Annotated in this window: 21 protein-coding genes and 1 pseudogene; 19 read left to right on the top strand and 3 right to left on the bottom strand. The window is 55.9% G+C overall.

The features are described 5' to 3' along the window. Positions 1–29: 29 nt before the first annotated feature. A complete protein-coding gene (gene ppa, locus AAHB08_RS17205; protein ID WP_005329022.1) occupies positions 30–560 on the top strand; it encodes an inorganic diphosphatase in 531 nt (176 codons plus the stop codon). 27 nt (positions 561–587) lie between these two features. Here ppa and AAHB08_RS17200 read toward each other — a convergent pair whose 3' ends face one another. Further along, positions 588–938 (bottom strand): hypothetical protein, encoded by a 351-nt coding sequence (locus tag AAHB08_RS17200; RefSeq protein WP_342059606.1) that lies wholly within the window; start codon positions 936–938, stop codon positions 588–590. 123 nt (positions 939–1,061) lie between these two features. Here AAHB08_RS17200 and AAHB08_RS17195 point away from each other — a divergent pair, with 123 nt between their 5' ends. The 18 genes and pseudogenes from AAHB08_RS17195 to AAHB08_RS17110 all read left to right on the top strand — a co-directional run bounded on the left by AAHB08_RS17195 (position 1,062) and on the right by AAHB08_RS17110 (position 15,808). After that, on the top strand, positions 1,062–1,940 hold the full coding sequence (locus tag AAHB08_RS17195; RefSeq protein ID WP_202047168.1) for a hypothetical protein: 879 nt from the start codon (positions 1,062–1,064) through the stop codon (positions 1,938–1,940). Between the two features lie 219 nt (positions 1,941–2,159). Next, positions 2,160–2,702 carry a YtfJ family protein gene (locus AAHB08_RS17190; protein WP_342059605.1) on the top strand — a complete coding sequence of 181 codons (543 nt, stop codon included), beginning with the start codon at positions 2,160–2,162 and terminating at the stop codon, positions 2,700–2,702. A 43-nt stretch (positions 2,703–2,745) separates the two neighbouring features. After that, complete coding sequence (locus AAHB08_RS17185; RefSeq protein WP_342059604.1) at positions 2,746–3,036, top strand: hypothetical protein; 291 nt, start codon at positions 2,746–2,748, stop codon at positions 3,034–3,036. Between the two features lie 35 nt (positions 3,037–3,071). Further along, positions 3,072–3,659, top strand: a complete 588-nt coding sequence (locus tag AAHB08_RS17180; RefSeq protein WP_342059603.1) for a DUF2796 domain-containing protein — start codon at positions 3,072–3,074, stop codon at positions 3,657–3,659. Positions 3,660–3,663: 4 nt separating this feature from the next. Further along, positions 3,664–4,350, top strand: a complete 687-nt coding sequence (locus AAHB08_RS17175; RefSeq protein WP_342059602.1) for an ABC transporter ATP-binding protein — start codon at positions 3,664–3,666, stop codon at positions 4,348–4,350. Positions 4,351–4,429: 79 nt separating this feature from the next. After that, the gene (locus tag AAHB08_RS17170) at positions 4,430–5,677 is read left to right on the top strand and encodes an ABC transporter permease (protein ID WP_139434055.1); all 1,248 of its coding nucleotides are present in this window, start codon (positions 4,430–4,432) and stop codon (positions 5,675–5,677) included. A 33-nt stretch (positions 5,678–5,710) separates the two neighbouring features. Next, a complete protein-coding gene (locus tag AAHB08_RS17165; protein ID WP_139434054.1) occupies positions 5,711–6,184 on the top strand; it encodes a DUF3299 domain-containing protein in 474 nt (157 codons plus the stop codon). Between the two features lie 133 nt (positions 6,185–6,317). After that, entirely contained in the window at positions 6,318–7,166 is an 849-nt protein-coding gene (locus tag AAHB08_RS17160) for a TIGR03899 family protein (protein ID WP_202047173.1), read from the top strand. A 262-nt stretch (positions 7,167–7,428) separates the two neighbouring features. After that, complete coding sequence (locus AAHB08_RS17155) at positions 7,429–9,057, top strand: methyl-accepting chemotaxis protein (RefSeq protein ID WP_342059601.1); 1,629 nt, start codon at positions 7,429–7,431, stop codon at positions 9,055–9,057. 783 nt (positions 9,058–9,840) lie between these two features. Continuing rightward, the gene (locus tag AAHB08_RS17150; protein WP_202047175.1) at positions 9,841–10,269 is read left to right on the top strand and encodes an ester cyclase; all 429 of its coding nucleotides are present in this window, start codon (positions 9,841–9,843) and stop codon (positions 10,267–10,269) included. A 137-nt stretch (positions 10,270–10,406) separates the two neighbouring features. After that, the gene (locus AAHB08_RS17145) at positions 10,407–10,754 is read left to right on the top strand and encodes a hypothetical protein (RefSeq protein WP_202047176.1); all 348 of its coding nucleotides are present in this window, start codon (positions 10,407–10,409) and stop codon (positions 10,752–10,754) included. 95 nt (positions 10,755–10,849) lie between these two features. After that, positions 10,850–11,167, top strand: a complete 318-nt coding sequence (locus AAHB08_RS17140) for a hypothetical protein (protein ID WP_342059600.1) — start codon at positions 10,850–10,852, stop codon at positions 11,165–11,167. 216 nt (positions 11,168–11,383) lie between these two features. Then, positions 11,384–12,337 carry an alpha/beta hydrolase family protein gene (locus tag AAHB08_RS17135; RefSeq protein ID WP_342059599.1) on the top strand — a complete coding sequence of 318 codons (954 nt, stop codon included), beginning with the start codon at positions 11,384–11,386 and terminating at the stop codon, positions 12,335–12,337. Positions 12,338–12,486: 149 nt separating this feature from the next. Next, positions 12,487–12,912 carry a nuclear transport factor 2 family protein gene (locus AAHB08_RS17130; RefSeq protein ID WP_342059598.1) on the top strand — a complete coding sequence of 142 codons (426 nt, stop codon included), beginning with the start codon at positions 12,487–12,489 and terminating at the stop codon, positions 12,910–12,912. Positions 12,913–12,937: 25 nt separating this feature from the next. Next, positions 12,938–13,555 (top strand): nucleotidyltransferase domain-containing protein, encoded by a 618-nt coding sequence (locus AAHB08_RS17125; protein ID WP_342059597.1) that lies wholly within the window; start codon positions 12,938–12,940, stop codon positions 13,553–13,555. A gap of 50 nt (positions 13,556–13,605) precedes the next feature. Beyond that, a pseudogene (locus tag AAHB08_RS17120) lies at positions 13,606–13,875 on the top strand (methyl-accepting chemotaxis protein); the annotation flags it as partial. A 769-nt stretch (positions 13,876–14,644) separates the two neighbouring features. Continuing rightward, a complete protein-coding gene (locus AAHB08_RS17115; protein WP_342059596.1) occupies positions 14,645–15,016 on the top strand; it encodes a hypothetical protein in 372 nt (123 codons plus the stop codon). A gap of 69 nt (positions 15,017–15,085) precedes the next feature. Beyond that, the gene (locus AAHB08_RS17110) at positions 15,086–15,808 is read left to right on the top strand and encodes a DUF6445 family protein (RefSeq protein WP_342059595.1); all 723 of its coding nucleotides are present in this window, start codon (positions 15,086–15,088) and stop codon (positions 15,806–15,808) included. A gap of 890 nt (positions 15,809–16,698) precedes the next feature. On the opposite strand, the gene cysC is transcribed toward AAHB08_RS17110, so the two are convergent. After that, positions 16,699–17,292, bottom strand: coding sequence for an adenylyl-sulfate kinase (gene cysC, locus AAHB08_RS17105; RefSeq protein WP_342059594.1), 594 nt, complete (start codon positions 17,290–17,292; stop codon positions 16,699–16,701). A gap of 49 nt (positions 17,293–17,341) precedes the next feature. Next, on the bottom strand, positions 17,342–19,066 hold the full coding sequence (locus AAHB08_RS17100; RefSeq protein ID WP_247625564.1) for an SLC13 family permease: 1,725 nt from the start codon (positions 19,064–19,066) through the stop codon (positions 17,342–17,344). Positions 19,067–19,068 lie beyond the last annotated feature (2 nt).

The raw sequence follows: 19,068 nt of genomic DNA, 5'->3' as shown, positions 1-19,068 counted from the left end.
ACTTGACTCCAACACTCAAAGGAAACGTCATGAGCCTGAACCTGGTACCGGCTGGCAAGAGCCTGCCTGACGACATCTACGTCATCATCGAAATCCCGCAGAATGCCGACCCGATCAAATACGAAGTCGACAAGGACAGCGGTGCCATCTTCGTTGATCGCTTCATGTCTACCCCTATGTTCTACCCGTGCAACTACGGTTACGTGAACGCCACCCTGTCCCTGGACGGGGATCCCGTCGACGTGCTGGTGCCGACTCCCTACCCGCTGCTGGCCGGCTCCGTCATCCGCTGCCGCCCGGTCGGCGTGCTGAAGATGACCGACGAATCTGGCGAAGATGCCAAGATCGTGGCCGTTCCCCACTCCAAGCTGACCAAGCAGTACGATCACATCCAGGATGTGAACGACCTGCCCGAGCTGCTGAAAGCCCAGATCCAGCACTTCTTCGAGCGCTACAAAGAGCTGGAAGCAGGCAAGTGGGTCAAGGTGGAAGGCTGGGGCGACAAGGCCGCCGCCGAAGCCGAAATCCTGACTTCTGCCGAGCGTTACGCTGCCAAGTAAGCGTCTCTCTCGCAAAAAAAAGGCGCCTTATGGCGCCTTTTTTATCGGCCGTTGCGGGGACTGGTCGGGGGGATCCCCCTGGATATAGAGGTCGCGCCCGTTCTGTCGATAGGGGCGGTAATAGTTGTCGCCACAGCGATATTCCCGCCCGGCGCCCCCCACCAGATCGCAGTTGACCGGCAGCACCTCCAGCCACTTGACGGCCTGCTGGAACCGCAACCACTCCTGCCACTCATGTTCCCGTGCCAGCTGATCCCGCAGGGCGAAGGTATCTGCCGTGGACATGCCCTGATTGACGATCACCTGACCCGCCAGTGCCGGCAACGAGAGCAATATCAGCAAACACATTGAAACAGGCTTCATGGTTATTTCCCGCATGACTTATTTCCCTGATTAAATTTAAAGCTGGATCAGATAATTACCAATATCGTCATCACTAAACCAATCCAAATTCCGTCGGCTCACCTAGTTGTTTAGTATCACCCAAGCAGGATGCACACCATGAAACTGGCACAAGGCCTGTTGTGGAGTCTACTCTTCGGCTCCGCGGCTATGGCCAACGAGGTCAACCTGAGCTGGCAGTGGCAATCCGCCGACGGTCAACGCAAGCACCTGCAACTGAGCACGGACGAGCGGGTCCTCTCGGCCAGCCGCCACGAGATGACCCTGCTCGATACCTCTCTCAACTACCCGCTGGAGACCCTCTACTCCTACATCAGCCCCAGGCTCTACAACAGCATCAACCAGATCAACCAGCACAGCCCGGAGACGGCGACCAAGTTTCGCAATCTGGAGCAGGCCTTCACCCTGCATGACAACAGCTTAGAATCCACCCAGTTCTGGCAAGCCTACGAGCAGTATCAGGAAGATGCCTTCTACGAGATGCGGGTGCTGCCCTGCGTGCACCCGGCCAATCGCCAGCTCCCCTGCGTGAGACCCAACTACTCCCAGCTGTTCTACCAATTCAAGGGGGATCTCAAGCCCCTGGCCAGGCAGTTCTCGGCCAAGGATCTGGCCACCAGCGTCACCCTGTTGCAGGAGTGGCTGAGCGCCATCCCCACCCCGCCCGAGCAGATGGATCACTTCGCCCCGCCCCTGCAGGCCCTGCAGGACAACAAGGCCGACAGCGACGAGAAGGCGCTGCTGATGGCCAGCCTGCTGGCGGAGTTGGCACCGCAATACAACCTCAGCATCATCTATCCGGGCATCAGCATCGGCAGCGTCTCGCCGGCCTGGCTCGCCATCACCGCCGACAGCGGGCTGGAAGGAGATACCCTGGTGATAGACAACCAGCGCCACGTGCTGCTGACCGGCTCCCCCCTGCTGGCCCAGCAGATGACCATGGCCCAGATCCCCCTGGTCAGTGAGCCACTCTATTGAGTCCAGCGTCCAAAACATGGGCAACCAGTTGATTTTTATCGACTCAGTGCCATCCTTGCCGCCGTTGTTTGCAGATTCAGGGGCAGATTGATGCTGCGACCTGATCAACTCTCGCGTTTATTTAACACTTTTTAAACAGATCCGATCAGTTTAGGATGTGGGTTGTCCCATTCCCTCGATCCCAAAATCGTTATAACATAACAAAGGAGTGTCATACGGATGAAACATCTCGTACTTACCCTGGCGCTGCTGCCAACCCTGGTTCTGGCCCACAACATCAAGGAGTCGGCCCTGGTGCCGCTGGTCAACATCGGCGACAAGGGTGAGCTTGTGCTGAAGGATAAAGCGATCAGCTATCAGCCCTGGCAAAGCAAGGTACTGACCGGCAAGGTCTTTCTGATCCAGCATATCGCGGGTCGCTCCAGCGCCAAGGAGCTCAACGCCCCCATGATAGAGGCGATCAAGGCGGCCAAGCTGCCCCATGACAAGTACCAGACGGTCACCATCATCAACAGCAATGACGCCATCTGGGGTACCTCCGGCTTTGTGAAGAGCAGCGCCGAAGACAGCAAGAAAGAGTTCCCCTGGTCCGCCATGGTGCTGGATGCCAAGGGCATGGCCCGCAACGCCTGGGATCTGGCACCGGAGAGTTCGGCCATCATAGTGCTGGATAAAGAGGGCAAGGTGCTGTTTGCCAAAGATGGCCAGCTCGATGCCACCGAGATAACCAAGGTGATGGGGCTCATCCAGTCCCATCTCTGAATCAGAGAGAAGGGCGCTGATGGCGCCCTTTCCATAAGGGTCTATGGGTCGTTCCACGTTGACAATCTGGGTGTTGCTGCTGGGCTGGTTGTGGATGCAACCGGCGCTGGCACAGCACCCGCTCGAAGCCGACCTGCCCGAACATAGCCACGCCTGTTCCCTCTGCGCCCTGCATCTGGATGGCAAGCTGGCACTAACCCCGACCCCCGTCGTCCCCACCCCGTCCTCTGCCATAGCGCTGTTTATCGGCGCCACCCTGCCGAATGTCACTCCCACCACTGCTGGCCAGTGCCGCATTCGTGCACCACCACCGCTTCATCGCTTATCCGGATAAATCCATTTTTCAATAAATTTTTCAAAGGATTAACGATGAAAGCAGTCACCCTGTTACTGGCGGCCGCAGCATTCGGCGTGCAGGCAAACCACGATGAACACGACAGTCACGGCCACGGTGCCCACGAGCACGGCCACGGCCATCTCAATCTGGTGGTCGACGGCAACCAGCTGATGATCGAGCTGGAGGCACCTGCCGCCGATCTGGTGGGTTTCGAGCACGCCGCCAAGAGCGATGAAGAGAAGGCGCAATACGCCAAGGCGGTGGCCCGCCTCCAGCAGCCTGACGCCCTGTTCCGCCTGGACCCGGCCGCCGGCTGCAAGCTGACCCAGCAGGAGCTGCAAGCCGCCAAAGAGGATCACGATCATGACGATGACCATGACAAGGCTGCCAGCGACGAACATGAACACCATCATGACGAAGAAGGTCACGCCGACACTGGTCACGCCGATCTCGGAGCCATGTATACCTACACCTGCGCCACTCCGGCCAAGCTCACCGGCCTGGAGGCCACCCTGTTCAGCCTCTACCCGAGCCTGGAGAAGCTGAGCGTGCAGGGCATACTGCCCACCGGCCAGACCGCGGCCGAGCTGACCCCGTCCGCCAACAAGCTGAGCTGGTAACGCCATGAAAAACGCCGTGGTTGAGATCCGCGATCTGGCCTTTGCCTGGCCAGGTGGCGAGGCCGTGCTCGATCTGCCCGCCCTGCGCATCAGCGAGGGGGAGCGGGTGTTTATCAAGGGGCCGTCGGGCTGTGGCAAGTCCACACTGCTCGGCTTGCTGGCCGGGATCCAGACCGCCAACCACGGCACCCTGGAGGTACTGGGCCAGCCATTGGCCCGGCTCTCCGGCCGTGCCCGTGACCACTTCCGGGCGGCCAATCTGGGGTACATCTTCCAGCAGTTCAATCTGCTGCCATTTTTATCCGTGCTGGACAACGTCACCGCCGCCCTCACCTTCTCCCCCGAGAAGCGCGCCCGCCTGCAGGGGAGCCCGGAGCAGGAGGCGCGCCGCCTGCTAGGGGAGCTGCAACTGCCGGACGAGGCGCTGCACAGACCCGTCCACGCCCTCAGCATCGGCCAGCAGCAGCGGGTCGCCGCCGCTCGGGCGCTGATCGGCTCGCCCCCCCTGGTGATCGCCGACGAGCCCACCTCGGCCTTGGATACCGACAACAGAGCCGCCTTCATCCGGCTGCTGTTCGAGGAGTGCGACAAGCAGGGATCGACCCTCGTCTTCGTCAGCCACGACCCCTATCTGGAGCCCCTCTTCCCCCGAGTGGAGAATCTGCAACTGCTCAACCGGAGGGCCGCATGATGACTAACGCAAGCCAGGGCCTCTGCCCGGCCAGCCCCGTCGTACCGGGTCGATCACAAGCGTATAAACGGAGGGCATCATGCTGAAACTCGCCCTGCAAAGTCTCTGGGCCCGTCGCCTCACCGCCGGGCTCACCCTGCTGGCCGTCGCCATCAGCGTCACCCTGCTGCTCGGGGTGGAGCGGGTACGCACCCAGGCGCGCGAAAGCTTCTCCAACACCGTCTCGGGTACCGATCTCATCGTCGGCGCCCGCTCCGGTCAGGTGAACCTGCTGCTCTACTCGGTGTTTCGCATCGGCAACCCCACCAACAACGTGGGGTGGGACTCCTACCAGGCCATCAAGACAAAGCCAGGCGTCGCCTGGACCATCCCCCTCTCCCTCGGTGACTCCCATAAGGGGTTCAGGGTGCTCGGCACCAACGGCGACTACTTCACCCATCTGAAGTACGGCCAGCAGCAGTCGCTGCAACTGCGCGAGGGACGTCCGTTCGAGACGCCGTTCGAGGCGGTGCTGGGCGCCCAGGTGGCACAGAAGCTGGGCTACAAGCTGGATCAAGCCATCGTCATCGCCCACGGCGCCGGCAACACCTCCTTCAGCCAGCACGACAACATGCCGTTCAAGGTGGTGGGCATTCTGGCACCGACCGGTACCCCCATAGATCGCACCATACATGTGCCGCTGGCGGGCATAGAGGCGATCCACCTGGGCTGGGACACCGGCCGTCACAGCAAGAACGTCACCCCGGAGCAGGCGCTGGCGCTGGATCTCACCCCCAAGACCATCACCGCCTTTATGGTGGGCCTCAGTAATCGCATCTTGGCGTTCCAGCTGCAGCGCAGCATCAACACCTACCCCAGGGAGCCGCTGATGGCCATCCTGCCAGGGGCCGCCCTGCAGGAGCTGTGGAGCCTGATGAGCGTGGCGGAGACGGCACTCTCTGTGATCGCCGGCTTCGTGGTGGTGGCGGGCCTCATCGGCATGCTGACCACCCTGCTGGCGGGGCTCAACGAGCGGCGCCGCGAGCTCGCCATATTGAGATCCCTGGGCGCGGGACCCTCCCACCTCTTCCTGCTGCTGGCGCTGGAGGCGATGGCGCTGACCACCCTCGGCATCGCCCTCGGGGTGGCCGCGCTCTATCTCGGCCAGGGGCTTGCCACCCCCTGGTTGCTCAGCCACTATGGCCTGCAAATGAGCCTGGGGCTGCCGAGTGCCTATGAGTGGCAACTGCTGGGGCTGGTCTGGCTGGCGGGCATGGTGATCGGCCTGCTCCCCGCCGCCCGCGCTTACCGCTACAGCCTGAGCGACGGCATGAGCATCCGCGTCTGACCCCGGACGCATACGACCAAGAAAGAAGGACAGATGATGAAGTGGAAGATAGTGGCGCTGCTGGCCGGCCTGCTGGTGCTGCCTGCCATGGCCGCCGATTACAAGACCATCGACTGGGACGTCTTGATCCCGGAGGGGGAGAAGCTGCTGCCACCGCCCCAGGTCAATCACGAAGATCCCATGTCGGTGCCGCAGCCGGTGGGCGGGGTGAACAAGAAGCTGGACAACCAGGAGGTGCGGATCCCCGGCTTCGTGGTGCCACTAGAGGGGGATGCCAAGACCATCACCGCCTTCCTGCTGGTGCCCTACTTCGGCGCCTGCATCCACGTGCCGCCGCCCCCCACCAACCAGGTGATCTACGTGAGCTACCCCAAGGGGGCACCGGTGGACGATCTCTGGGACGCCATCTGGGTCAAGGGCAAGATGCACACCGTCAGCTCCAGCCACGAGATGGCGACCGCCTCCTACTCCATGGATGCGGTCGAGGTCAGCGTCTACGAAGAGTAAGCCACACCGATGGCCTCCTGCGGGAGGCCATTTTTTTATCCTGGGCCCGGTGACGCCGTCCCCGCCTGAGGGATTGTTCATGGGCCCGGTTGGAGTAACATTCAACACCAGACCCTGCGATCACGGAGCCAGCATGGCCGACCTGCCCCCCAAGAAAGAGAGTGCCATCCTGAGCAGCCAGGAGCAGACCCTGCGCCTGGCCCGCAGCCGTGGCATAGACGGCATGCTGACCCGCAACAGCGACAGCACCTTCGAACAGCGCGCCACCTTCCGCCATTTGGCGGATCAGGCTGCCCGCCAGCGCAATCTGGAGGCCATCATGGTGATGGCCGCCCGCCACTGTGAAGAGACGGCGGCCGGCGGCGAGATGGACAGCGACTGGCTGACCCGCTTCCTGCAACTGGCCGAAGACATCAGCATGGTGCCCATGCAGCAGCTGTGGGGGCGGATCTTCGCCCTGGAGGTGGCGACCCCGGGCCGCTTCTCCATCCGGGCCCTCAACACCCTCAAGGAGATGACCCAGCGCGAAGCCCAGCTGTTCCAGCGCATCTGCGCCCTCTCCTGCCACTACGAGGGCAGCGACGAGCAGCGCCTGCTGCTGGGCATGCACAAGGGGGCTGGCCTGCTCAGCCGCGCCAGGGTCACCCGCATGGGGCTGGGCAAATACCGGGTCCCCTACAGCGCCTTGCTGCTGCTGTGCGATCTCGGCCTGCTGCACCGCGGCGAATTGGAATCCGGTCCCCTGCCTGCGGACGGGGTCGAGCTGGCCTTCGGCAATCAGCGCTGGCGCCTGCGCCAGCGCCAGAGCAACCTCACCCTGCTCTATTACCGCCTCACCCCCATCGGCAACGAGCTTGCCCTGCTGCTGGAAGAGCCGCCTCTGGAGGAGTACCTGCAGGACCTGAAGACCCTGCTCTCCACCCACCTGCAGATAGAAACCCAGATGCCGGCCCCGGCCGGCGAGCCTGATCTCCCCAGCTGATCACGGCGGGCGCCCCCGGCCCCGCCTTGCCAAATTGCGAAACCCGTCCCGCCGTTGCCAAAACGGCTCCCAAAAAGCGAAACGATTCAGCAGGCGGAGACGCAGGCCCGGCTCGTTTTCGTCGATTCCCGGGTTTTGGGCAAACAAGATGCATTCTGCACACAATTTAAGCGCCTTCTGACACTCTGGTGCACGGCTTGCAATGGGACCACTAGTCCCAAATTGTCGGGACTCATCATCCCCTCCACAGCCGGACGCCGCCATGAGAGTCAATCAACCCGTTACCCAGCGTGAGCGCCTCTATCCAGTGCACCAGAACCTCATCTCCACCACGGATCTGGAGAGCCGCATCACCTATGCCAACGACGAGTTCTGCCAGATCGCCGGCTTCACCCTGGAGGAGCTGCAGGGAGCGCCCCACAACCTGGTCCGCCACCCCGACATGCCACCCCAGGCCTTCGCCGACATGTGGCGCCATCTGCGGGAAGGCAAGAGCTGGATGGGCCCGGTCAAGAACCGCTGCAAGAACGGGGATCACTACTGGGTCAGCGCCTTCGTGACCCCCATCCAGGATGCGAGCGGCAAGGTGGTGGAGTACCAGTCGGTGCGCACGGCGCCGGATGACGCAGTCAAGCAGCGGGCGGAGCGAGTCTATGAGGGGATACGCAGCGGCAAGACCCCGCGGGCCCTGCGCCTTCCCCCCTTCTCCCACACGCTTGCGCTCACTCTCTGCCTGCTGCCTTGCCTGGCGGCCCTGGTGGCTCTGGGCTATCAACACGGCACTGACTGGCCCCTTCTCCTCGGCGCCCTCTCCCTGATACTGGCGCTCGCCATCAACCAGACCCTCTCTCGCCGCCTCGCGCGGCTGGATACCCTGGCCCGCGACCGCTTCGACAACCCCTTGATGCAACTGCTCTACACCGGCCGGGTCGATCGCCTGGCCGCCGTCGAGCTCGCCATGCAGATGAACCAGGCCGAGTTCAATGCGGTGCTGGCCCGCACCCAGCAGACCTGCCAGCAGATCCTGACATCCGCCCAGACGGATCTGCGCAACGCCGAGACCATCACCGACAACCTGCAGCAACAGCAGGCCCAGACCAACCAGGTGGCGACCGCCATCACCCAGATGGCGGAGTCCATCCGCGAGGTGTCCCACAGCTCGACCGCCGCCTCCGATCGGCTCGATGAGACCGCCGATCTGTTCAGGGAGGGCAACCGCAGCGTACAGGAGACACTGGTCGAGGTGGGGGGGATGCACAGCGAGCTGATCGCCTCCCGCGCCGTGATAGAGGCGCTGGCCAGCCAGTGCCGGGCCATCGACGGCATCCTGGACGTCATCAACAACATCGCCAACCAGACCAACCTGCTGGCCCTCAACGCCGCCATCGAGGCCGCCCGGGCTGGCGAGGCGGGTCGCGGCTTCTCGGTGGTGGCGGACGAGATCCGCACCCTGGCCATCAAGACCCAATCCTCCACCGGCGAGATCCAGAAGATGATCACCCTGCTGCAGGGCAGCGCCGGGGATGCGGAACAGGCGATGGAGAAGGGAGAGCAGCGCTCCGCCATCTGCCGACTCAAGGCCGCCGCCACCGGGGACGTGCTGCAACAGATAAGCGATCGCCTGCTGCAGGTGGCCTCCGGCAGCAGCCAGATAGCCCAGGCGGTGCAGGAGCAGTCCCAGGTCACCGCCGACATCGACCGCAGCGTGCTCAGCATCAAGACCCTGGCCGACGACTCCAGCCAGGGCAGCCGCCACGCCGTGCAGGGCATAGTCCAGCTGGTACGCCAACTCGGCGAGCTGGAGCGGCTGGTGCGCCAGTTCCAGCAGCATCCCGCCGCCCAGCCAACCAGCTCGGCCCTGACCAGCGGCCAACCCCTGCTGGCCCGATGAGCCCTCACGGAGCAAACCAGACCCAAAGAGCGTGCGCTAATACAAAAAAACATGGGCCCCTGTCGTCACCGGCAGCGGGCCCCTCTTTTGTGTGGTGCATAGGAGTCTGAGCGGGTTTCAAATTCGAGTCGTCGACTGAACTCGCGGGTTTTTCGCCCTATCCCAACCACCTGCTCGCCCTTGTCAGGCCGACCCTCTCGGCTGCGCCACATGGCCCTCAGCAGGGCAATGGTCACGCTCACTTCCCCACTCATACGCCGTGAATCGTGAACCTTGAGCGTTGAGCGTTGAGCGTTGAGCGTTGAGCGTTGAGCGTTGAGCGTTGAGCGTTGAGCGTTGAGCGTTGAGCGTTGAGCGTTGAGCGTTGAGCGGGAAAGCGTCGCACCTTGAGCTCCCTCTTATCCAACCTGCCGCAGGCCCCCGCTGCCCCCTCAATTTATTGATCTTGTCCGAGAAATCACCCTGCCCCCCTTCCCTCACCGGCTCCGTTCGGTAACATAGTCATCAGGATCGCCTCTTGTCGGAGTCAGCCATGAACCAGACCAGAGCCATATCGCAGGGAAAGCGCAGCAAGCTGGAGGCTGAAATTCAGGGGCGGTAGCCTTGCCGATGCTTTCCATGACTGGCCCCATGGCTGTTTTTTATCCAGCTGCAATAGTGTCGCGATAAAGAAGAAGTCAAACAAATGCCTCCCCCAAGCCTGGCTGGCAATAGGCTGATTTAACATTGGCCTGTTTATGGCGGTTATCAGGGCGGAGCAGTGTCATATGGAGGGAAGCGTTTATGTCAGTGGAAGAAGTGGTAAGAGGTTTTATCGAACACGTTCGGTCAGGGAAAAAACCAGAGTTGGCCGTTCAATATCTAGCCCCGGTTGTCGTAGCCCATCAAATTGTGTCTGGCGTTTCGGAAGCAATAGAGCGAACCCCGGAAAATTATCGTCTACATGTAGAGGAGTTTCTCGAGGCTTATGGCGATTATGAGCTTTTCATTGACGAGTTTTTAGTCCAAGGTGAAAAAGTATATGTGCGTTGGCGTCAAGAAGGTCGACATCTAGGGAATATCCTGGGTTATGAACCCACGGGTTTAACGCTCTCGACAGTAGGCAGTGCGGTATATCGAGTTAGCGGAAATAAAATTGTTGAATACTGGATTCAGCAGGAAAACCAGGGGTTGCGTAATCAGCTCGAATTACATCTTGGGCAATTCAGCTAACAAACGCCTCAAGAGAGACTGTCATCGCGCGGCGTTTCCAACCCCATTGACCGAAATGGTTATTTTTGTTGCCGCTTAGTTTAGCGGTCGTATGTTATCAGCCCCCTGGTGGGGGTTACAAATTACAAGGACGTGTCATGAAAAAATCATATATTGGGGCCATTTTTTTACTTAGTTCAAGTGCGTTAGCCAACCCATATAAAAGTGAATTTGTTGAGGTGGCATTTCAAATACAAGAAGGCAAAAATACATTTCAACTGGTCTGTCAACCTAAGCTCACCATGGGGGAGCTGCCCAAAAACTGGGTTGATACGTGCAATGAGATTGGCAAGAAGTTTTTGGAGTTGGCTGTCGAAAGCGGAATGGAGGTCGATCCCATTGACAACGCGTTTGGTTTGGCTGGTGAACTTGCTCAAAAAATGTCGAGTGACTTACCAGAGAATGTTGTCCCCACACAAATTATTAGCCGTGAATTTGGTGGTTAATCGCTTATAGCAAGATGATATTGTCAACAGCAGCCAGGCTGGGGCGATTTACACTGCGCTTCAGCCGCCCCAAAGCCTGGCGTTAGGAATAGATTATGAAACATATTTTCACCCTTATGCTTTCTTTACTTTTTATAATCGCATGTGACGACATGTCTGTCACCACATCAACTGGAGAACATGCCTCCTCCAGCTCATCCACGTCATCATCTTCGGAGAGGGAAATCACGCTATCAGGTGAGAGCGGGCATGCCTTCATTGGTGAGGATGAACTCGTATTAAAAGACGAGATGGTTTTTATCAATGGCAAATCTTTCGCGAAGGCTCCTTCTGGTTCAACAGTCAGGTATGTTGTCAAAAACGATGTTAAATCACTTTATGTAAATGAAAAATCAATTCCTATCGGGAACTAGTTCCTTCCCGAAAAAATTAAATTGATTATTTTTTCATGAAGACGTGCACAAGGTCTTCCACCATAACTGAAACGTTAGGCTTTCAGGGTAAAATCGAGGCGATGAGTTATATATTATATTCGGTCACTGGTGGCTATTTATATCATTCCTGGAAAATGAATACTTCGGTAGCTATTGGGACACTCACCATTTCCTCATCACTATTAGGTCAAGAAAATGCAAATCCTGGTAATATTTTTGCTTTTGCTCTTTTTGACAGGTCCAGTGTGCGCGAAAGAGGTCATAACTCATACTACAAGCAGAGATGATGGCTCACCTATCTCGTATTATTTGGTTCCACATTCCTATGACGCAGATACGCTGTTATTGATTCTGCAAGGCTCTGATTGCAACAGCGTACTGAAAATTGATTCAATATTTTCTGACTATAAATATGTCTGGCCAGAAGCTGACCTGTTGCTAATCGAAAAATACAACATTGATAGTAAATTAAAATACAGTACCGATCCGGCACGCAAGGACTGCCCTGCTCAATACCTTGAAAAGGACAGCCCTGCCCAGCGAGTAGCGGATATCAAGGTTGTACTCGATATCATCCGAAAAGACGGCCAATACAAGAGATTTATCCTCTTGGGCGGCAGTGAAGGTGCCGTTATCGCCAACCTGGTTACCGCAGATGTTGACTATATCGATGCCACCATCTCCTTTAATGGCGGTGGTCGCCGGTTTATCGATGACGTCTCACACAGTATCGCTGCAAAGCATAAAAAAAACCCCGCAGAGGCGAGAAAAGAGATCGACGGTTTAAAAGGGTTTGCCGAGCATGTGCGGAGCAGCAAACCATTTGAGCTTGAAGTCAGCGGACACGGTTATCATTGGTGGCAGCAGATGCTCTCCATCGATCAGCTTGATACCCTGCAAGACGTAAAATCCCCTTTGCTGATCATTCAGGGAGGAATGGATACCTCGGTATCACCTCAAAAAACAGATGAATTGATGCAGCGTCTTAAAGAGCTCGGGAAGAAAAATATCGAGTATCGGCGTTATGAAGCGCTTGACCATGGATTGAAAAACAGTGACGGGAAAAGCCTGCGCAAAGAGGTCGTCGGCGATATGAATATGTGGTTGAAGTCCAAGATAGGCGACCCGGAGAAGCACAAAATTCACTGATTTAGACTTGCTGGCGAGGCATCTATTTAACGTTTTTTTATAACGATAGTCAGAGTGAAATGGATTTATAAAGGCAGTGGCACCAGCGAGTGCGCCCCCTCCTTCCAATCACGGTTATGCGAACAACTAATGGAGACATAGGAATGGTAATGGAACAGGAAAGTTTAGTTGAGATTGCGATTGAGTATTTCAAGAAAGTAGATGCAGGTGATCCCAGTTATCTTGACCTGTTCTCGGAGAATGTTGATTTTTTCTTCCCCAAATTTGGTCAAGCTAAAGGAAAGGATGCATTGGTTGAGTTTGGCAATAGAATTGGTAGCTCGCTCAACAGCATCTGGCACGACATAGATGGCTTTAAGATAACGACTGCTGGCAACACTGTGATTGTCGAGGGGCAAGAAGGGGGAGTAATGAGTGATGGTACCTCTTGGCCGGACAATAATATATCCATGGGCCGTTTTTGTAGCGTATTCGAATTTACAGGCAAGCTGATAAGCCGTATGTACGTGTATGTTGACCCTGATTTTCCGAGTAGAGATGTGGCCAGGATTTCTGTATTGTCAGGGACAAATTGACAGGTGTTATATGCTCGGAGTAGAAATGGACAACATTCTAGATTTGGCAATGGAAGAGCTGAAAGGGAAATATACACCTCGTACAATCATTCTTTATGGTTCTTATGCCCGCAATGAGGCAACCGAAACCAGTGATATCGACATAGCCTGTTTCTGTGATCACCCGAGTGAACAAAAGGATGCGAGGTTATTTCACGGCATTTATCTTGATGTATGGGTTTACCCAACCGAATATCTAAGTTCAATTCCCAAAGAAGCCCTTCGCTTCGGTGACGGAAAAGTCATTTATGATACACAAGGTTTAGGAAGCAGCTACCTGGATCGCGTTAAGCAGAAGCTCGCAGATGGCAAACCGGCAACGTCGGAGGTGGACAAGACACACCTTCAACAGTGGGTAATGAAAATGCTGGAGCGTGCGCATGATAAAGACATAGATAGTCATTATCGTCGTAACTGGCTTCAGCATGATCTTCTGGAGATATATTTTGAAATGCGCGATTTGTGGTACTTAGGCTCAAAGAAAAGCTTCCATTATTTGCAGCAGCATGACCAGCCCACTTTAAATCTATTCGAGGAAATGTATAAAGAACCGTTAAATATTGATCTGTTAGCAGCCTTGGCAAAGCGGGTCATACGTATATAGATATGTCCGAGAGCAATGTACCACGTGTGAAATTTTCACTATGAGTTTGTTTAAGCGCGATTGCCTCCGGCAGCAACCAGATAGCCCAGGCGGTGCAGGAACAGTCCCAGGTCACCGCCGACATCGACCGCAACGAGCTCAGCATCAAAACCCTGGCCGATGACTCAAGCCAGGGCAGCCGCCACGCCGTGCAGGGCATCATTCAGCTGGTGCGCCAACTTGGCGAACTGGAGCGGCTGGTGCGCCAGTTCCAGCAGCATCCCGCCGCCCAGCCAACCAGCTCGGCCCTGATCAGCGGCCAGCCCCAGCTGGCCCGCTAAGCCTTCACGGAGGTAAACAAACCCCATATAAAGACCGTGCGCTAATACAAAAAAGCATGGGCCCCGTCTCGCAGGAGACGGGGCCCATCGACATCATAAGGCTGAAGTAGTATCCCTAAAATCAGGCCTAGATCCCGCAGTGCACCAAGCAGCTTATCCGCCAGCGCTGCCACCGCTTGCCCTTGCCGCGCTTTGAATGGCTGCTGCACGACACTGGATTCAACAGGGTGGCAGTCTCGATTCCACTATCCCGCCCCGATACAACTGAGCCTTGAGAGAGTTAAGTCACCCCATCACCACACCATCCCTCGCACACAACCCGCTGACCACTCAATTTATTGATCTTGCCCGAAAAATGCCCATCTCCCCCCCTAAAAAGCACCATTCGGAATCCTCCTCGACGGAGTCACCCATGAGCAAAGCCATTGGTAGAGAATAGCAGGCTGGAAGCTGCCATTCAGGGGGTAGCCTTGTCTGTTGAAATAGATAGGCAAGTGTGATCAGCTGAGCGTTATTAATAATGGTGACAGCCCTGATTTCATTGACTATGCTTTGCACTATAAAAAATCAAGGGCAAAAAAAGAAAGTCAGGCTAATACGTTCAGATACCAGAGGTTGGCTGGTAATGTCATGATTTAAGATGAGTTTTTCCGTGGTGGTGATAATGAAGGTGCTGTGTTGTGTGGAAGGAACGATTATCACCTTAGTGCCGCCTTCCATCTAATCACTTTTAGACTAAGTATTTTTCACAACTAGCACAGGAGAAAACATGGATATAAATGAGAAGAAAGAGATTGCAATAAAAGAGCTTTCCAAAACATTCAAGCTTGCAGCCGAAGGCGTAGACATCAAGATGTTTAGCAAGTTCATTGATAATATTTGGCATGAAATGCAATCTGATAAAGAACAATATGAAAGGTTTTGCATAGATTCTTGCGGGCACATTATTCATCACTCAGGAGAAAGTGGAGCGGGACCTATCGATTTCGTCAGAATATATGAGGAGAAATATGGAAAGATGCCTGATGTTTGGTTTATGGATGCAGAAGGTAATTTAGATGCTGAAAACTTCATTAAGCATATAGAGGGCAGTACTGTTTCCACTGGATGGGATTGCACACCTACACATAACTGTCTGTAAAACCCGGGGGCTTCATTTTCTATGTTTCACGATTATTTTTATTTGAACCCGAATAGAGTTATTAAGGAAGTGAAGCTTCCCGAGAAAATTGGATCGATATATATAATTGAAGATTTATACCTTGAACCAGACAGGGTCGTTTGGCTCGCAAACCAACTAAACTATAGCGGATTTAGTAATAACGCTCAATTTAAGAGATACATAGGAGAGCGGGCTACTGTTTCAGTATTGCATGAAGATCTTAAAAAAATTGTTCACTCTTTAACCAATACTTCATTGCCACTAACTGCCTTCCGACCAGTAGAAACTCTATTCACAAAGTTCAATACTTCAGACATAAAAGATATGGATGTTAGGCAATTTGTTCCACATGTGGATAATGACTCAATTACGAGCTCCTTGATATATCTTTTCGATGATAGAAACTTGGAATTTGGAGGGACTGCATTTTACAAGCATAAGCCAAGCGGCCTAAGCGTACTCCCACACTTTCCCAATGAGGAAGTGTCTAGCTTAATGAAAAAAGAAAGCTTAAATCCCTCCTTAAAAGCTGACTTTGTAAAATATATAAAGAACATAATGTACTCTGAATTAGATGTTATGGAGCGGCATCCTGGATTTACTGGACTTCCTCAATCTAGCAAGTGCTGGGAGTTATTGTACATGACAAAACCAAAGTATAACTCTCAGATTGTGTTTCCCGCGCAAATATTTCATTCACCAGTAATTCGATCTACTGAACATAGGAAGAATGAAAGGTTGACTCAAAATATTTTTTTGAGGACTAAATGACAATGGATAACTGTGTGTGCCATGTAAATAAATTCTCGACACTCTGCCCTTACATCCTCGGGTCCGTTGACTCTAAATCGCTTATCTGCAAGAAAGTTGATGCAGATAAAATGGAGGTGGCACATTTATTTCAAGTTGCTATGCAGGCCTGTAAACACATTCTAACGTCGAACCATAAAAACAAACTACTAAGTTACGCAATTTTTATTAATGGAAATCAAAAAGACACTCTCTGGCTCAAGATTGAATGGATTCATTTTATATTGAAAATTCTTTTTTCTTATGAAAATTTGCTGTTCGGTAAATTTTCTCACATAAATTACCCATCTCTTTGCATTGAATCCGACCCTGTACTATTAGTAATTAGAAAGTTCGATAAAGTGAGGGATAAGGGTTTTATAGAGGGAAGACTCCGTGCACAACAAAAACTTGCCAGGTCTAATTTAAATTTTCACAAAACTAAGCTAATCATAGATTTTACAGTAGATGACATCTCTGCAGATTTGGATACATCGCGAAAGGTCTTTAACGCTCTGAAATACGAGTTTGGCCTAACAACTAGCTCCACTGGACAAAATACTCGTTACACTCACATTTCTCAGTGAGCTAGGTGTTATGAGTCAAAGGTAAACATCCATCTTTTTAAACACCAAGAACTGCGGTGCTATCACCCTGAATGGCATAGACAAAGGGACATTAGATATCATGATGCAGTTGCATCGAGCCCTCTCGACAGATAGGCCACCGCAAGGTTCGCGGTGTAATGTGCCATCCTCTTACGATTTCAACAGCACTCTGCGGGAAATGGCGGCGACAAGAGAATGGCTGAAAACAATAGACAAGGGGGCCAAAACCCCCTCGCTATCAATAATCGGTGGAGAACATCGACATCAGCCAACAAGCCCTCTCAGCCTTAGAGCGGTAAGCAACTCATCCACCAGCACTTCCACCGGCTTGCCGGCGTTCAGCAGGTGGATTTCCGGCTGTTCGGGTGCCTCGTAGGCGGAGTCGATACCGGTAAAGTTACGAATTTCCCCCGCCCGCGCCTTCTTGTAGAGCCCTTTGGGGTCGCGCTCTTCGCACACGCTAAGGGGGGCATCGACAAAGACCTCGACAAATTCCCCTTCACCCAAGAGATTGCGCACCAGATCCCGTTCGGCACGGAACGGCGAGATAAAGGCGGTCAGGACGATAAGGCCCGCATCCACCATGAGTTTCGCCACTTCGCCGACCCGGCGGATATTCTCCTGACGGGCGGCGTCGTCGAAGCCGAGATCCCCGCACAGGCCGTGGCGCACATTGTCCCCATCCAGCAGATAGGTGTGCTTGCCCGAGGCGGCCAGCGCCTGCTCCAGGGCCCCCGCCAGGGTGGATTTGCCCGCCCCGGAGAGTCCGGTGAACCAGATCACCAGGGGCTTTTGCCCCTTCTGTTCAGAGCGGCTCTCTTTGTCGACGGCATGGGCATGCCACACAATATTGCTCATTCAAACTCCTTGCGAGGCATCAGGGCCCCAAAACGAAGAGGGTTGCGCCTTAAAACGGAAACAGCAGGGGCACCATGACGATCACTCCGAGGCTGTAGGCCAGGGAGACAGGCACCGCCAGCTTGAGGTAATCCGGCATCTTGTAGTTGCCCGCCGCATAGACCATGAGGTTGGTCTGGTAGCCGTAGGGCAGTATAAAGCTGGAGCTGGCCCCGAACAGCACCGCCAGGATGAACGGCATGGTGGAGACGTCCATGCTGAGCGCCAGCTGGTAGCCCATGGGGAAGGCCAGGGCCGCCGCGGCGTTGTTGCTCATCAGCTCGGTCAGCACCAGGGTAAACAGGTAGATGCCGATAAAGGCGATGATGGGGCTGGAGCCGTTGAATTCCCCCATCAGCCAGTCGGCAATCAACCTGGCCAGCCCGCTCTTCTCCAGCTGATCGGCGATGGCCAGCGCCCCCCCCACCACCAGCCAGATGTCCAGGGGAAAGCGGCGACGGATCTCGTCCAGGGTCAGGATGCGGGTCAGCAGCAGCGCCACCAGCATCAGCAGCAACCCCTTGAACAGCGGCACCAGATCGAACACCGACAACGCCAGCACCCCGAGAAAGCCCAGCACCACGGCGGCGCTGCGCTTGCCATCGAGCCGGGTGGAGGCTTCCAGCCCGCTCACCACCACGAACTCCCGGGAGAGTGACTTGTTGCCCGCAAACTTGGGGCCGGGGGCCAGCAGCAGGGTGTCCCCCGCGTGCAGTTCAATCTGGCCGAGGCCGCCGGTGAGCTGGGTCTCGCCCCGGCGCACCGCCAGCACCACCGCATCGAAGTGGGTACGAAACTCCGCATCCTTGATGGTCTGCCCCACCAGCCGCGAGCTGTGGCTGACGATCACCTCCACCAGATGCTGGCCGTTGAGGCGGTGCTGACCGTAGAGATCCAGCCCCTTGAGCTCCTGCAACACGCCGACGCTCTCCACGTCGCCGCAAAACAGCAGCATGTCCCCTTCGTGCAGCTCGTGTTCCGGCTGCACCGGGCAGATCACCTGGTTGCCCCGGATGATCTCGGCAAGATAGAGGCTCTTCAGGCTGCGCAGGCCGTTCTCCTTGACGCTGCGCCCGGCCATGGGGGAGCCGGGGCCCACCTTGGCCTCGAGAAAGTAGCCGGATTCCCGGCTCATCTCGGTGTCCTGTTCCGGCAGGTGACGGGCAAACAGCAGCACGGCGACCAGGCCGGTCAGCAATGTCCCCGCCCCCACCATAAAGAAGTCGAACATGCCGAGCGGCGGCGCCCCCATCTTGATGAGGAAGCTGTTGACGATGAGGTTGGTGGAGGTGCCGATCAGGGTCAGCACGCCGCCAAAGGTCGCCGCGAAGCACATGGGCAGCAGCAGCCGGGAGGGCGCATGGTTGGGATTGCGCTTGACCGCCCCCAGCATGGAGGCCACCACGGCGGTGTTGTTGACGAAGGCCGACAGGAAGGCGGTGGAGAACCACACCTTCACCAGCACCTTGTTGAAGGAGCCGGTGCCCACCAGGTTGGCGAACCAGCTCATGACCCGGGTCTTCTCCACCGCAAGCGATACCAGCAGCAGCAACACCAGGGTCAGCAGGGCGCTGTTGGTGTAACCCGCCACCACGGCGTTGATGTCCGCCAGGCCGCTCAGATAGGTGATGAGCACGGCGCCCGAGAAGAGCAGCGCCGGCCGGAGTTTGCCCTGGATCAGCAGGGCGACGAGGGCAGCCAGCAGACCCAGCACCAGGGATTGTTGCCAGGTCATGG

This window comes from Aeromonas sp. OTU364 (assembly GCF_038440395.1).
Taxonomy (GTDB): domain Bacteria; phylum Pseudomonadota; class Gammaproteobacteria; order Enterobacterales; family Aeromonadaceae; genus Aeromonas.
This window is presented reverse-complemented; position numbering and strand designations above follow the sequence as displayed.

Excerpts from the sequence above, each read along its gene's own strand:
- cysC (WP_342059594.1), bottom strand. The coding sequence starts at position 17,292 with ATGAGCAATATTGTGTGGCATGCCCATGCCGTCGACAAAGAGAGCCGC.
- AAHB08_RS17185 (WP_342059604.1), top strand. The coding sequence starts at position 2,746 with ATGGGTCGTTCCACGTTGACAATCTGGGTGTTGCTGCTGGGCTGGTTG.
- AAHB08_RS17125 (WP_342059597.1), top strand. The coding sequence starts at position 12,938 with ATGGACAACATTCTAGATTTGGCAATGGAAGAGCTGAAAGGGAAATAT.
- AAHB08_RS17195 (WP_202047168.1), top strand. The coding sequence starts at position 1,062 with ATGAAACTGGCACAAGGCCTGTTGTGGAGTCTACTCTTCGGCTCCGCG.
- AAHB08_RS17130 (WP_342059598.1), top strand. The coding sequence starts at position 12,487 with ATGGAACAGGAAAGTTTAGTTGAGATTGCGATTGAGTATTTCAAGAAA.
- AAHB08_RS17165 (WP_139434054.1), top strand. The coding sequence starts at position 5,711 with ATGATGAAGTGGAAGATAGTGGCGCTGCTGGCCGGCCTGCTGGTGCTG.
- AAHB08_RS17145 (WP_202047176.1), top strand. The coding sequence starts at position 10,407 with ATGAAAAAATCATATATTGGGGCCATTTTTTTACTTAGTTCAAGTGCG.
- AAHB08_RS17115 (WP_342059596.1), top strand. The coding sequence starts at position 14,645 with ATGGATATAAATGAGAAGAAAGAGATTGCAATAAAAGAGCTTTCCAAA.
- AAHB08_RS17160 (WP_202047173.1), top strand. The coding sequence starts at position 6,318 with ATGGCCGACCTGCCCCCCAAGAAAGAGAGTGCCATCCTGAGCAGCCAG.
- AAHB08_RS17140 (WP_342059600.1), top strand. The coding sequence starts at position 10,850 with ATGAAACATATTTTCACCCTTATGCTTTCTTTACTTTTTATAATCGCA.
- AAHB08_RS17190 (WP_342059605.1), top strand. The coding sequence starts at position 2,160 with ATGAAACATCTCGTACTTACCCTGGCGCTGCTGCCAACCCTGGTTCTG.
- AAHB08_RS17135 (WP_342059599.1), top strand. The coding sequence starts at position 11,384 with ATGCAAATCCTGGTAATATTTTTGCTTTTGCTCTTTTTGACAGGTCCA.
- AAHB08_RS17150 (WP_202047175.1), top strand. The coding sequence starts at position 9,841 with ATGTCAGTGGAAGAAGTGGTAAGAGGTTTTATCGAACACGTTCGGTCA.
- AAHB08_RS17155 (WP_342059601.1), top strand. The coding sequence starts at position 7,429 with ATGAGAGTCAATCAACCCGTTACCCAGCGTGAGCGCCTCTATCCAGTG.
- AAHB08_RS17180 (WP_342059603.1), top strand. The coding sequence starts at position 3,072 with ATGAAAGCAGTCACCCTGTTACTGGCGGCCGCAGCATTCGGCGTGCAG.
- AAHB08_RS17175 (WP_342059602.1), top strand. The coding sequence starts at position 3,664 with ATGAAAAACGCCGTGGTTGAGATCCGCGATCTGGCCTTTGCCTGGCCA.
- AAHB08_RS17100 (WP_247625564.1), bottom strand. The coding sequence starts at position 19,066 with ATGACCTGGCAACAATCCCTGGTGCTGGGTCTGCTGGCTGCCCTCGTC.
- AAHB08_RS17200 (WP_342059606.1), bottom strand. The coding sequence starts at position 938 with ATGCGGGAAATAACCATGAAGCCTGTTTCAATGTGTTTGCTGATATTG.
- ppa (WP_005329022.1), top strand. The coding sequence starts at position 30 with ATGAGCCTGAACCTGGTACCGGCTGGCAAGAGCCTGCCTGACGACATC.
- AAHB08_RS17170 (WP_139434055.1), top strand. The coding sequence starts at position 4,430 with ATGCTGAAACTCGCCCTGCAAAGTCTCTGGGCCCGTCGCCTCACCGCC.